The 14,218-nt window shown below is 65.0% G+C and carries 9 protein-coding genes and 2 pseudogenes; 9 read left to right on the top strand and 2 right to left on the bottom strand.

Translation table 11 applies throughout. The features are described 5' to 3' along the window. Positions 1–9: 9 nt before the first annotated feature. From AC07EJ_RS00810 to AC07EJ_RS00840, 7 genes are all read left to right on the top strand, one after another. Positions 10–459, top strand: coding sequence for a nuclear transport factor 2 family protein (locus tag AC07EJ_RS00810; RefSeq protein ID WP_389478721.1), 450 nt, complete (start codon positions 10–12; stop codon positions 457–459). Beyond that, on the top strand, positions 459–1,529 hold the full coding sequence (locus tag AC07EJ_RS00815) for a maleylacetate reductase (protein WP_478883445.1): 1,071 nt from the start codon (positions 459–461) through the stop codon (positions 1,527–1,529). Before AC07EJ_RS00810 ends, AC07EJ_RS00815 begins: the two co-directional genes overlap by 1 nt. Then, the gene (locus AC07EJ_RS00820; protein ID WP_389478723.1) at positions 1,526–2,410 is read left to right on the top strand and encodes a dioxygenase family protein; all 885 of its coding nucleotides are present in this window, start codon (positions 1,526–1,528) and stop codon (positions 2,408–2,410) included. The genes AC07EJ_RS00815 and AC07EJ_RS00820 overlap by 4 nt, the downstream gene beginning before the upstream one ends. Before the next feature lie 204 nt (positions 2,411–2,614). Beyond that, a complete protein-coding gene (locus AC07EJ_RS00825) occupies positions 2,615–3,361 on the top strand; it encodes a phosphotransferase family protein (RefSeq protein WP_478883446.1) in 747 nt (248 codons plus the stop codon). A gap of 426 nt (positions 3,362–3,787) precedes the next feature. Next, the gene (locus AC07EJ_RS00830; RefSeq protein WP_478883447.1) at positions 3,788–5,734 is read left to right on the top strand and encodes a cobalamin-dependent protein; all 1,947 of its coding nucleotides are present in this window, start codon (positions 3,788–3,790) and stop codon (positions 5,732–5,734) included. Next, positions 5,721–7,583 carry a non-ribosomal peptide synthetase gene (locus AC07EJ_RS00835; RefSeq protein WP_478883448.1) on the top strand — a complete coding sequence of 621 codons (1,863 nt, stop codon included), beginning with the start codon at positions 5,721–5,723 and terminating at the stop codon, positions 7,581–7,583. Before AC07EJ_RS00830 ends, AC07EJ_RS00835 begins: the two co-directional genes overlap by 14 nt. Positions 7,584–7,609: 26 nt before the next feature. Then, positions 7,610–8,398, top strand: a complete 789-nt coding sequence (locus tag AC07EJ_RS00840) for a thioesterase II family protein (protein WP_478883449.1) — start codon at positions 7,610–7,612, stop codon at positions 8,396–8,398. 29 nt (positions 8,399–8,427) lie between these two features. Here the strand turns inward: AC07EJ_RS00840 and AC07EJ_RS00845 are convergent. Next, positions 8,428–9,178 (bottom strand): annotated as a pseudogene (locus AC07EJ_RS00845) (transposase). A 1,322-nt stretch (positions 9,179–10,500) separates the two neighbouring features. On the opposite strand from AC07EJ_RS00845, the gene AC07EJ_RS00850 reads away from it, so the two are divergent. Together AC07EJ_RS00850 and AC07EJ_RS00855 are read left to right on the top strand one after the other, a co-directional pair. Then, complete coding sequence (locus tag AC07EJ_RS00850) at positions 10,501–12,213, top strand: M48 family metalloprotease (protein WP_478883450.1); 1,713 nt, start codon at positions 10,501–10,503, stop codon at positions 12,211–12,213. Between the two features lie 137 nt (positions 12,214–12,350). Beyond that, positions 12,351–12,574: pseudogene (locus tag AC07EJ_RS00855) on the top strand (transposase family protein); the annotation flags it as partial. Positions 12,575–12,667: 93 nt separating this feature from the next. Here AC07EJ_RS00855 and AC07EJ_RS00860 read toward each other — a convergent pair. After that, a complete protein-coding gene (locus tag AC07EJ_RS00860; RefSeq protein ID WP_478883451.1) occupies positions 12,668–14,017 on the bottom strand; it encodes a cytochrome P450 family protein in 1,350 nt (449 codons plus the stop codon). Between the last annotated feature and the right edge of the window lie 201 nt (positions 14,018–14,218).

The following is a 14,218-nucleotide window of genomic DNA, read 5'->3' on the forward strand; positions in this document are numbered from 1 at the left end:
AGGCGCTCCATGACTCCAAGCAACAGCAACAACGCCAGCAACAGCAACGCCAGCAACGGCAACGCCACCAACGCCGCCGTTGCCGACGTCGAGTCGACGATCCGCGCCCTGGAAGACACCCGCTACGAAGCGGTGATCGCGGGTGACGTCGAGGCATTCGCCGCGCTCGCCCATCCCGAACTCGCCTACACCCATTCGAACGCGGCCGTGGACACCCTGGACTCGTACCTGGAGAAACTCCGGTCGGGCTTCTACGTGTACCACCGCATCGAACACCCGGTGGACCGGATCCTCGTGTCCGGGAACACCGCCGTGGTCGTCGGCGAGATGCATGCCGACCTCACCGCGCGAGGGGTGCGCAAGACGCTGGCGAACCGGTCCTTGGCCGTGTGGGTGCGAGAGGGTGACCATTGGCTGCTGCTGGCCTACCAGCCCACCGTCCTGCCCAAGGAGGCCTGATGCGTACGTTCACCTATGACGCGCTGCCCGTGCGCGTGGTGTTCGGGTCCGGCGCCGCGCGCCGCCAACTGCGGGACGAGGTCGACGCGTTCGGCGCGCGGCGGATCCTGCTCATCGCGCACGGTTCCGGGGCCGGTCCGGCACGTGACCTGTGCGCCCCGTTCGCGGACCGGGTCGCGGCCACGTTCACCGACGTCCGCCCGCACGTCCCGGTCGGGGTCGCCGAGCGCGCCCGTGAAGCAGCGGCCGGTGCCGACCTGGTGCTGTGCGTGGGCGGCGGGTCGACGACGGGCACCGCCAAAGCGGTCGCGCTGACCACCGGGCTGCCCATCGTGGCCGTGCCCACCACCTACGCGGGCTCGGAGGTCACCCCCGTGTGGGGCCTGACGGAGGGCACTCGCAAGACCACCGGCACGGATCCCCGGGTGCTCCCGCGAACCGTCGTCTACGACCCCGACCTGACCCTGACGCTTCCTGCCGCACTGTCGGTGGCCAGCGGCCTCAACGCCATGGCCCACTGCGTCGAGGCGTTCTGGGCGCCCCGGCGCAACCCGGTCTCCAGCGCCGTCGCCGAGGACGGTGTCCGGCGCCTCGCGGCCGGCCTGCCCGCCGTCGTCGCCGACCCCGCCGACGCCGAAGCCCGGACGGATCTGCTCCTCGGCGCCTATCTCGCGGGCTCGGCGTTCGCCGTCGCCGGATCCGGGCTCCATCACAAGATCTGCCACGTACTGGGCGGGGCGTTCGACCTGCCCCACGCCGAGACCCACGCGATCGTGCTGCCCCACGTGCTGGCCTTCAACGCACCGGACGCGCCCGAGGCCGCCGCCCGCATCGCGGCCGCGCTCGGCCGGCCCGACCCGGCCCGGGGGCTCCATGAAATCGGCACGAAGCTCGGCGTGCCGACCGGGCTGCGCGAACTCGGCCTGCGGGAAAGCGACATCGACACCGTCCTCGACGACATCCTCGCGCTCGCGCCCGCCGACAATCCGCGCGCCGTCACGCGTGACGGCCTGAGACAGCTGGTGCACGCGGCATGGGCAGGCGGCGAACCTGCAAGGGGGAACGCATGAATCCCGAGCATTCCGATGCCGCCGACCGCGAGCGGGCGGTCACCGACGAGGTACTCGCCAGCTTCGACCGAACCGCCGACCCGCGCCTTCGCGAGGTGATGCGGAGCCTGGTCGGGCACCTGCACGCCTTCGCCCGAGAGGTCCGGCTCACCGAGCGGGAGTGGGAGACGGCGATCGCGTTCCTCACCCGCGCCGGGCACATCACTGACGACCGCCGCCAGGAGTTCGTACTGCTGTCCGACGTCCTCGGACTGTCCATGCTCGCCGTCGCCATCAACGAGCCGAAGACGCCCGGGGCGACCCAGGCGACGGTGTTCGGACCGTTCTTCGTCGACGGCGCCCCTGAGATCGCGCTCGGCGGTGACATCGCGGACGGGGCGGCCGGCACGCCGTGCTACGTGTCAGGGCAGGTGAGATCCGCGGACGGACTCCCGATCGGCGGCGTGCGACTCGACATCTGGGGCGCGGACGAGGACGGCTTCTACGACGTCCAGTACCCGGACGACCGCACCGCCGGACGCGGCTGGCTGCGTACTGCTCCCGACGGCACCTACCGGTTCTGGACGGTCCTGCCGACGCCGTACCCGATCCCGCACGACGGCCCGGTGGGGGATCTGCTCACGGCCGCAGCCCGCGGCCCGATGCGGCCTGCGCACCTGCACTTCAAGGCCACCACGCCAGGCCACCGCACCCTGATCACCCACATCTTCGTGGCAGGCGACCCCTACCTCGGCTGCGACGCCGTGTTCGGCGTCAAGGACAGCCTTGTCGTCGAAGCCGACCACCACAGCGCCGGCCCGGCACCTGACGGATCACAGCCGCAGGGTGCCTGGACGAGCATGACCTTCGACCTCGTACTCGTTCCCGACAACGACAGCTGACGCCTCCGGCGTTTCCGTGAGCCCAAGCCGTGACGCGTGTAGCGGGCTTGGCAGATGAAGCAGTAGTACATTTCCCGTTCGCGCAGAAGCCGGGACTTCCGGGACTTGAGCAGGACCTCGGCTGCGGCCTGGAGATGCAGGACGGCGTACTTGCGCACGCGATATTCCCGGTGACGTGGACGGTCATCGGGGATATTGGTCGCCATGGATGAGGTCAAAGTCGTCGTCGCCCATTCCGAGCGGGCGACTCTTCGCGTCGGCGACGTGTTCCTGAAGGTGGACCCCGATCAGGCGCGCATGGACGTCGAGGTCGAGGCGATGGCCCTGGCACCCGTCCCGACCCCGGAGGTCCTGTGGCGCAAGCCGCCCGTGCTCGCGATCGCCGCGGTTTCGGGGACGGCGCTCGGCCGCCTCGGCGAGCCGTCGACCGCGTCACCGGCGGCGTGGGCCGCGGCGGGTGCCGCCCTCAGGAAGTTGCACGACGCACCGTTGCCGCCCCGGTCCGGACGGGCCGGCCGGAGCCTCGACGAGTTGGTGGCGGAACTCGACGGAGAGTGCGAATCGCTCGTGACGAACGGCCTTCTGCCCGCCGATCTGGTCACCCGCAACCGCCAGGTCGCGGAGGCCGCGCTGCGGCCGTGGACTCCGGCGTTCACGCACGGCGACCTGCAGATCGCTCACGTATTCGTCGACGGTGACGAGATCACGGGCATCATCGACTGGTCCGAGGCGGGCCAGGGCGATGCTCTGTACGACCTCGCCACCTTGACGCTCGGACACGAGGTGCACCTCGACGACGTCGTCGCCGGCTACGGCACCGACGTCGACCTCGACGTGATCCGCGCGTGGTGGTCGCTGCGCAGCCTGCTGGCGGTTCGCTGGCTGATCGAGCACGGCTTCGACCCGTCCGCGCCAGGCTGTGAGGTCGACGTGCTGAAGGCCCGGATGTGAGGAGCGGGGCCCAACTGCTATGAGCGCGCTGACCAGTTCAGTAGCGCGATGCCTCCCTCCACGGCCCAGCGGTACGAGACCGAGCGCGGGCTGTTCGCCCAGCATCACCCCTGAGGCCTCAGGGGCGATGTCCGTGGAAACCGACGATCTTTCTGAGGGAGCCGCGCCGGCAACGAATTAAGTTCGCCCAAAGACAACTTTGATCCCGAACTGGCGAACTAAGTTCGACGCTTCACTGAAAGTTCTGTTCGTCCCCTAGCATGACGCGCAAGCAGTCCGGCCATTTGGCCATTTTTGGCCAGCCAGCAATGCCTCGAACCACGTGAATCACTGGGGGGTGACACGTACTTGGCCAACCGGGATCCCAAGTTCGTTGCGGCCGTCGGTCGCTGATGAATTCTTCCCATCTCCTGAAAGGCGAGCGAAGTGAAGAAGGTCCTGCTCGTTGAGCTGTCCGTTTTTGAGCGCATGACACCGCTGGCCTCCGGTTACCTTCAGGCGTACGCCGTGACGGATTCGGTGGTAAGCAGCGAGTATCAGTTCGAGCGGTATACGACCGTCGCCAAAACACCTCGGGACGATATCGCCCGAGACCTGCTCAGGTCAGACGCTGATGTGTTCGGATTCAGCTGCTACGTATGGAACATGGGCCTGGTGCGGTCCCTGGTGGAAACCATCAGGCAAGCAAAACCGCGTGCACACATCATCCTTGGCGGCCCTCAGGTGATGTCGCAGGCCCTGCGATACCTGAACAGCGCCGATGAGCGGACCGTCATCTGTAACGGTGAAGGCGAAATAACCTTCACCCAGTACCTCCGTGCGCTGACCGAATCCAGTCCGCGGTTCGATGAAGTCGATGGGCTCAGCTTCTACCGTGAACGAGAATTGGTGACGACCGCGAAACAATCCAGGATCAGCAACCTGGATGACGTTCCCTCACCCTTTCTGACGGGAGTCTTCGACTCCGCCTACAGCATCGCTATCCTGGAGACGAATCGCGGTTGTCCCTATCACTGCGGGTTCTGCTTCTGGGGTGCAGCGACAAATGACAGGGTGCACCGCTTCGATGAGGATCGGGTCCGCGAAGAAATAAAGTGGATAGCCAAGAACGAGATACTTTTCCTCTTCATCGCCGACGCGAACTGGGGGATGCTGAGTCGGGATGTCGACTTCTCTCGCCACATCACGGACTGCGCACTCGAACACGGGGCGCCGAACGTCGTCTACTTCTCTGCGGCGAAGAACAAACCGCACGCGGTCACAAACATCACCAGCATCTTCCAGAACGCCAACCTCATCGCGTCACAGCCCGTTTCGCTGCAGACCCTTGAGCCGAAGAGCCTTGATCTGATCGCACGCTCCAACATCAAGCTGAGCGCCTTCGCCGAGATCCAGGAAGATCTGCGCAAAAAGCAGATCAGCTCCTACATCGAACTCATCTGGCCGTTGCCGGGTGAAACCCTCGAATCTTTCAAGCGCGGTATCGGAACACTGTGCGAGAACGAGGCGCAGACCGTGATCGCGTATCCTCACCTACTTCTCAACAACACCCCCATTTTTCACAGTGCAGAGAAAATGGGGATCGTGAGTCGGGCAGCCGGAGGGGGTGCCGCAGAGGCCGAGGTCGTCATCGGCACGAAAGAAGTTTCCGCACCGGAATTCGTCGAAGGTATGTATTACTTCTACGCCTTCCATGCTTTGCATAATACGCGCAGCCTCCGGGCGGTGAGCCGCTACCTGGTGAAGCAGTTGGGGATGCAGTATCAGGATATATTCGCCGCCTTCGCAGAATACCTGCGCAGGCAAGGAGAAGACGACCCCATCTTCGCGTACGCGGAACACTCGATTCGTGATGCGGATTACTATGACGTGAACAACTACGGCTTCTACATCCATTCCGTGCTGCACGATCACCGGGAGGTTTTCACCGAACACGTGCGGCGCTTCGCGCAGAGTCAGGAATGGTGGGCCGACCGCAAGGTGCGCGCCCTGTTTGAGATCGACATGCTGAACCGTCCGTACATGTACAGCAATACGCCCATGGACGTGCGCGCCGAAGACTTCCAGGAGCTCCGTTTTCTGGAGAGCGGCCCCCGTAGCCATACCGTGCAGGTCCCAACGGAGCACTTGGCGGATCTGGCCGATTCAGTCCAGATTCAGGGGATGCCGGAACATGGAATATTCAAGGTCGAGCACAAGCGGCTGCAGTATCCCTTCATGCCGACGCAGAGCCGTGACCACAGCGGATCCTACTGCCACGGGATGATCGAGAAGGTCGGGAACGTCATGCCGTTCTGGCTTCCGGCCGACGGTGACCAGTTGAGTGATGCATCATCTGGCGAGAAAGGAATCCACGCCCATGCCGAAATCTGACATAGGGACAGAGGAGATCGACGCGGCGCCTCTCGATCCGTCGCGGCACACCGATGTGCCCCGGAACAGTTCGCTGGGCGATCTCTTCGCAGAGTACGTCGTACGCAGCCCCGACGCGCCCGCCGTGACATACGGTCCTGTCACCCTGACCTACCAGCAGCTTGACCGGGTGACCAATTCTCTGGCCGCCCGACTTCGGGAACTCGGCGTGCAGACCGACCGACTGGTCGCTGTCCAAGCCGACCGGAGCGTGAGCGCCGTCGTAGGCATGCTGGCCACCGTCAAGGCAGGTGGCGCCTATCTGGCACTGGATCCGGATCATCCGGCCGCCCGGTTGCGTACGGTCCTTGAGGAGTCCAAGCCGGTGGCGCTGCTGGCAGAGGTCGGCGGGGACGATCCCAGCGGTCTCGGAATCCCGCTGATCACGGTGGCCGAGCACCTCGGTGAAGCGGTGCGGGACAGCGCCGCTCACGATGGCCGAGTAGACGGCGGCGCCGCGCCGGAAGACCTGGCCTACGTGGTGTACACGTCGGGATCGTCCGGTACGCCGAAGGGCATTTGTGTAACTCACCGCAACGTCGCCCAGCGCACGCGGGACGTCGATTACCTCAAGTTCAAGCCGGGCGACCGCGTAGCGCAGATCTCGAACGCAGCCTTTGACGCCGCCACGATCGAGGTGTGGGGGGCGTTGCTGAACGGGGGCGAACTCATCGGATTCGACCGCGACACCATTCTCTCGCCCGGTCGTCTGGCAACCGCTCTGCGTGATCGGCGCATCGACACCATGGTGGTGGCAACACCGCTCTTCAACCAGCTCGCGGCGGATGACCCTTCGACGTTTGCCACGGTCTCTCAAGTCCTCGTCGGCGGTGACGTCATGGCAGTCAGCCAGGCGAACTCCGTCGCGGCGCTGCCGGGTTGCACCCTGCTCAATGGTTACGGCCCCGCCGAATGCACAACGCTAGCCACCGCGCATCACGTCACGCCCATGCCCGCGGGGCAATTGCGCGTGCCGATCGGTCGCCCCATCTCGAACGCGACCTGTTACGTGCTCGACGACGCGCTGCAACCTCAGCCGGCCGGGGTGCCGGGCCAGCTCTACATCGGCGGTGACGGCGTCGCGCGCGGTTACCTCGGCCGGTCGGACCTGACGGCCGAGCGGTTTCTTCCCGACCCCTTCGCGGCAGAGCCAGGCATGCGGATGTACGCGACAGGAGATCAAGTCTGCCAACTGCCGGACGGCTCACTGGATTTCCTTGGCCGGAGCGACTTCCAAGTGAAGATCCGGGGCTTCCGGGTCGAAACGAATGAAGTCGATGCCACGCTGCTGCAGCATCCTGAGGTCGGGGAAGCGGTGACGGTCGCCGATGCTGACGCCCGAACCGGAGACAAAACACTTGTCAGTTACTACGTGGCGGCAGCCGGGGTGTCGCCGCAAACAGATGACCTGCTGGACTTCCTGCGGGGCCGGCTACCCGGCTACATGGTCCCGGCAAGGCTGATCTGCCTCCCCGAACTGCCGAAGAACGCCAACATGAAGATCGACCGAGCGCAGCTGCCGGCGCTGGAGAAGTCGTCGCCTTCGGTAGATGACGGCGTACGCCAGCTCGGTGCCGTCGAGGTCGTCGAGGTCGACGACGAGATCACCGCGCTCATCGGACGGCTCCTGAACGTGCCGAGCTTCGGCCGTGAGGAGAACTTCTTCGACGCCGGCGGACAGTCGATGCTTGCGATCCGGCTGCTCACCCAGGTGGGAAGGCGCTTCGACGTGAACATGACGCTGGCGGAGTTCTTCGAGGACCCGACGGCGCGCGGCATCGCCAACTACATACGGGAGCGGACGGGTTGAGCCGCCCAGATCAAGGAGGGGAGTCCATGACGGGGGTGACCGAGGAGGCGTGGTTTCCTCCGTGCAGGCCGGCATCCGCTCCTGCGCCGACACTTGACGCGAACCCGATCCAGTTGTTCTGCCTGCCTCACGCGGGTGCAGGTGCGTCGGCCTACCGGGACTGGCCGGAATCGCTGGCTCCGGGTATCGAGGCGATACCCGTGCAGTTGCCAGGACGGGAGAGTCGCCACAGGGAACCGGCACGCCTTTCGGCCGCAGAGCTCGTCACCGAGCTGACCGGTCCCTTGGCGAGGCGCGCGGGGCGAGACTTCGCGTTGTTCGGGCACAGCATGGGAGCCCTGCTCTGCTATGAACTGGCCCATGTGCTGTCCGAGCTCGGCAAGCCTCCGCGCCACGTGTTCGTCTCGGGCCTCGGTGGGCCACATCTGCCCTTTGCGGGGCCGTTGCTGCACGAAAAGACGGACGTCGACCTGCTCGCGGCTGTCGCGGAACTGGAAGGGACCTCCCCGGAGGTTCTCGCCCAGCCGGAGCTGGTGGAGCTGCTGCTTCCCTTGCTCCGCGCGGACCTGACGGTCTGGGAAACCTATGTCCCGCGCCAGAGTTCGTCACTGCGGGTGCCGGTCCCGGTCACAGCACTGGGCGGTCGCCGTGACCCCGGCGTCAGTCTGGAAAGGCTCAGTGCGTGGGAGAGCCTGACGTCGGCCGACTTCCAACTCGAGGTTTTCGACGGCGGGCACTTCTACCATCACGTCGCACCTGACGGTGTGGCCGCGGTCATCAGGAAGACGCTGCTGGAGTCCAGCCGGGTGCAGTAGTCGCGGAGAAACAGGATCACGGAGCGTTTTCAGCGTTGCCTCTCCAGAGTGAGGACGGCTTTGGTGATGACGGTCATGCGGTTGGGGCTGATGCGGGATCTGCAGAAGATCTGCCAGGACTTCAGCCGTGCCATGCCGCGTTCGACCGGTGCCCTCGCCGCGGCCAGGGCCCGGTTGACGGTGCGTTGGGTGGGGGTGAGTGCACCACCCGGTGGGCGTTTGAGTCCGGTGGTGACGCAGAGGCCGGCGCCCTGGTAGGCGCGGTCGGCGAGGATCGGGACGCCCTGGCGTTCGCAGATCCGGATGATGCGGTGGGTGCGGGCTGCGGTGAGGTCGTGGGTGCGGCCCGGCAGCGCGGGCGAGATCCACAGGACCTCACCGGTGGGGTCGGTGACGACCTGGACGTTCACGCCGTGTCGGCGGTGCTTGGCCGAGTAGTCGGCCAGACTGTCGCCGACGCGGTCGCACTCGGCGAGTGTCCCGTCCAGGAGGACGAACTCCGGGTCACTCTCGCGCAGAGTCTTGAGCAGGCCCGGGGCCCGTTCGGCGAGCAGGCTGGTCACGGCGGTGATGTACGGCGTGGGCGGTGCCGACGGATATCCCGAAACCGGACGCGATCCGGGTGAGGGTGTCGTGGCGGCGTAAGTACACGAGAGCGACGAGTGCCCGCTGGTGCGGCGGGAGCTTGCACCTGCGGTCACCCTCACGGTTGACGATGAGCATCGTGACCCACTCGACGAGGGCATGAGGGAGGTCGAGTGCGGCAGGATAGGGAACCAACTGGGCTCCTGTGCCGACGGATTGAGACTTCGAACACCTCTCCCAACGGCACGGGAGCCTTGTGCGTTGCGGCCCTCAACTCGGCCTCTCCGGCGTCACCCGATCGGTGGCCTCGTTGACAAAGCTCAGTTATTCATGTGATGACGGCGCCGGCAGGATGCGTCCGCGCTACCCTCGCGACAGGTGTGACGACAGCCGTCGGTGAGGGCCGACGGTGTGTGGGGGGACGGGGCAGAAGTCGATGACATGGGTGGCGCGAGCCGGGCGGGATACGTCCGGCGCAGATGAGTTGGCCCGTAGCGTGGTCCTGCGCATCGCCAAAGACGAGATACCGCAATTTTCTTCTGTGGCACGGTCGTTCCACGCCGCGTCAGGGCGCCAAGTGCGCCGGGCTGCACGACGGAACGAGCCGCTCGGCATCGGCACTGATGGTGTGACCACCATGCTCAGCTTGGCGGTGCTGTACGTCGTCTCCAAGCTGGCCGACTCCGTCCTCCAGCGCTGCGCCGACGCAGCTGCCACTACTCTGACCGGCCGCGTACGGGGATGGCTAGGCCGGCTATTCCGGCGAGGTCGCCCGTCCCCGGCAGAAGTAGCGGCGTGGGTGCCAAGTCCTGAAGAGTTGGCCACGGTCCGGACGATCGCGGGCCGTAGGGCCCGCCGGCTGGGGCTTACGGAGGAACAGTCGGACTTGATCGCCGACGGCATCGTCGCCGAACTCGTTACCCGCGCTGCCACGACACAGGCACCAGAGGCTGCGGACCGTACCGCTGGCGGAGCCGACGAGCGTGGCGTTGGGTAAAACTGACCAGCCGGTGGAATCACGGCGACGTTTCACTCTAGCGATGACCTCGGGCACGGGCCTTCGGTTCATCCTCCTCTGTGCCGCTGCCTCGATGATCGTGATGATCATCGCCAATAACGTGGGGCTAGCACTGGAACGCGTAGACCGAACGGCTATCGGGGCCTACATGGACTGCACAAGTCGGCGGATGCACGACCTGGTTGAGACGCGACGCGTAACCGGACAGTGGCCAGCTCACAGAAGACAGTGCGCGAGCCCGTACGGCTCCAAGAGTCTCGAGGCGTGGCCGCCCTGGATCGGGCTCTTGGTGTTCTGGAGCGCGGTGGTCACCATCACCTGGTGCCTACCCACCTGGCGTATCCGGCGTCGCCGATACGAGGAAATCGGGCTGGTTGCCCCCAGAAGCACACCAACAACAGATAGGGACCACCCGGAAAGTTCAGTATCTCTCTCACACGGAGCAGAATTACTTACGGCGCTGACAGAATGCCAGCACAGTACAGACCTCGACGCTCACGTGACCTATCTACTCGATCCGCTGGATGCACGCTGCTCGGCCCTCGCCTTCGGGCGGCCGGGGCGCCGGTACGTCGCGCTCTCCCAAGGCCTTGTGTTGCTGGCGAATCGCAATCCTGGAGACTTCCGTTCGGTGGTCACGCACGAACTGGCGCACATCCGCAATCGGGATCTTGACATCGGTTTTCTCACCATCGTTGCGTGGCGAATCACCTTGCCTCTGCTGGCGGTGATGGTCCCGAGCGCCGCCCTCCAACCGCTGAATTGGAGCGCGACAAGCCCCGCCGTCTATGCCCTCGGGCTTGTCTCTGCCGCTATGCTGCTTACCCTTGCTGTCAGCGTGCCACTACTTCGTAATTCTGTACTACGAAGCCGCGAACTGTTCGCGGACGCACGAGCCAAGCAATGGGCTGGGAATGCATCATCCATCGACGCCATGCTTGCCGCGTATTTTCCGAAAAGGCGCAGACGGTACCCGGAGGCACTACGCATCCATCCGTCACCGATCCGACGCCAAGCCGTACTGCTCAATGACCGACTGCTGGCAGTGACGAGCGCATGGGAGTGGATTGCAGTTGGCCTGATGGCCATGATGGTGCGCTACGAACTGCGCCAATTCGTCGGCAGTTCACCATTCATATCCGACCTAGTCGGGATCGCCGTGGCGGCGGTCCTTGTCACCCTTGCCCTAGGGTTGGCGGCATGGGCGAATATCGACGGCAGTGAAGATCCTTTGTCACGGGAGAGAGTCAGCAGGACGGCTGGCCTCTGCCTGGGGATGGGCCTGGCCCTGAGCGCAAGTTTGCTGCAACCCGACGTTGCCACAGCGGTCTTTTTTGTCGGCGTCTCGGCTTTGGGCTCATTCCTCCTCTGGATTCCTTTCATGTGCCTGGCGGCATGGGTGGCACGGCGCTGGCTCAGCACGGTCACCTCCTCATGGGCCGAGGTGATGGCCACGCAGGCCGGACGCTCGGCGAAGACAGTGTTCTGGGCAGTGCTGAGCGTAGCGACCATCCCGGTTTCCCTTGGCCTGTATACCCTCCTGAAGGCACTGCAGTTCTCGCTGTATGCGCCGGTTTCCAATAAGGGTGGATTACTGGGCGGCACGGAACTCTTCTTCAACCTACTGGCCTTTTTCCTGACCCCTTCTCCCGCGACCATTTCGCTGCTGTTGATCGCTGTCGCCCTGCCTCTCACAGGGCAGGTAATTAGACAGAAAAGGAGGGGTTGGAAGCAGGTCCCCCGCAGTCAAGTCGAGTTGTTCAGGCCGGTATCTTTCGGTATATTTTTCGGAATAGGGCTGGGGTGGCTTGCTGGCTTCCTGGTGATGCCCCTTGTTTTTATTGCCGCAGACGTCAATCCCATCGATGCCCCAGTGGGCTTCGGCATCCTGGTACTGGCCCAGATGGTCGCGGCAGTTGCTATGACGAACGAGACGCGCGACCCCTATAGTGACTACACTTGTTCGCGCTGGCATCAATCTCTGGCTGTTGCCACCTCAAGTTCCTTGAGCCTCGGCATCACCCCCCCTCATGGAGTTCAAGATTTGCGAATGGGGTTTTGGGTGGCCCGTCCAGGACGAGGCGAGGGCGGCTGTCTTCTATGGTGCCGTCATGCCCCTCGGAGTCGTACTTGGCGGCCTAGCCTCGGCCGTCACGCTCACCCTCCGCCACTTTCGGTCACGGTGACCAACAGGCGCGTGCTCGGATCTTGAGGGACACCGGCGTACGCCCCCGGCAGTGCCAGCGGCGCCCCGGGCCTGTCGTCTTTGCCGCCCGAACTGCCGTAGGCCGACCGAGAGACGGGCGGCCGACCTAGAGGCTTGTTGGTGGTTGTGAAGGCTCCTCGGACCAGGGCGCCGGCCTCTGCGTCACCACCGGACTCAAACGCCACCGGGTGGTGCACTCACCCCCACCCAACGCGCCGTCAACCGGGCCCTGGCCGCGGCGAGGGCACCGGTCGAACGCGGCATGGCACGGCTGAAGTCCTGGTAGATCTTCTGCAGATCCCGCATCAGCCCCAACCGCATGACCGTCATCACCAAAGCCGTCCTCACCCTGGAGAGGCAACGCTGAAAACGCTCACGGAACAAAGGCGCTTCGACGGCTGATACGCCGGATATCGGGAGCATCAGCCGTAGAAGCGCGGCACAAGATGCGGGGGCCGGCCTAACTCAGCCGGATGCGGAGGCCCTCCAGCCCATGGATGAGGCTGGAGGGCCTCCACCGCAGTGAGGTCTCGGGGGTCGCCAGCTTCAGCTCGGGGAATCGGGACAGCAGCGACCCGAACGCGATCTCGCCCTCCAGCCGCGCCAGTGGCGCACCGAGGCAGTAGTGGATCCCATGCCCGAACCCCATGTGACCCGATATGTCCCGCCCCAAGTCCAGCCGGTCGGCGTCGGGGAACCGGGACGGATCCCAGTTCGCCGACGCCGATGCGAGCATGACCCATTCTTTGGCGGGGATGGTGACGTCGCCGATGGTCACCGGCTCGAGCGTGAACCGCTCGGTCGCGTGGTTCAGCGGGTTCGCGTACCGCAGCAGTTCCTCTACTGCTGAAGGCAGCAGCGAGGGATCGTCGCGCAGCCGTTTCAGTTCGGCCGGATGGGTCAGCAGCGCCAGCACTCCGTTGGTGATCAGGTTCAGCATCGTCTCGTGCCCGGCGACGAGCAGCAGGAACATCATCGAGAGCAACTCGTGCTCCGACAGCGAGTCGCCCGAGTCGCGGGCCGCGATGAGAGCCGAGAGCAGGTCGTCCGCCGGTTCCCGGCGGCGCTCCGCGACCAGGCGCGTGAAGTATTCGTACATGGCGACGGCGGCCGCGCGAGATTCCTTGCGCGTCCCCTGGGAGGAAAGCAGCGTCTCCGACCATGTGCGGAACGACTCCCGGTCGCCGACCGGGATGCCGATCAGCTCGCAGATCACGGTCACCGAGAGCGGGAACGCGAACGCCTCGATCAGTTCCGTCTCGGTGGGGCCATCAGTCATCGCGTCCAGCAACTCGTCGGTGACGGCCGAGATCCGCGGCCGTAGGGCGGCCACCCGGCGCGGAGTGAACGCCTTCACCACCAGGCGGCGCAGCCGGGTGTGGTCCGGCGGATCGAGGTTGAGCATGTGCTGGTCGAGATATGCCTGAACGGGGTCCACGTTGATGTCGAAGTCTTCGGGAGTCATGTGTGTCACCCAGTCCTTGGCCACCCGTGGGTCGGCCAAGGCGGCGCGCACGTCCTCGTACCGGGTGACGAGCCATACCCGGACGCCCTCGGACGTGATGACCGGGGTCACCGGCGCGGAGGAGCGCAGCCGCGCAAACAAGCCCTGAGGATCCTGGAAAAAGGAATCGTCCAGCCGCTCGGTCGCGGTTGTCGTTTCCCCTCTTGCATTCATCATTGCGACGACCTCACTAGTAGCACCTCGGTCACAGTTGCCGACCCGTGTCCGGTTGATAACCGCCCTTGCCTCAATGGCAGTTCGGCGCTCGACCGATCCAAGCGGCGCCACACCGGTGATGATGGACACGCCGACGAAGACCTGCGGGAGCGATGATGGCGACCGCGACGCTCGACGTAATTCCACTCCTTGACTCCGCTCGGAGTACGCGGCAGGGGAAGCGAATCACCAGCGGATCAGCGGGTTTGCTGCGGTCAGGCTAGCAATATCGTCAGAGCTGGGGCGCTATTACCGAATATAATTTGGCAGTTGTGAGGTTTGAAGGAATAT

Source organism: Streptomyces sp. NPDC045026 (assembly GCF_056432625.1).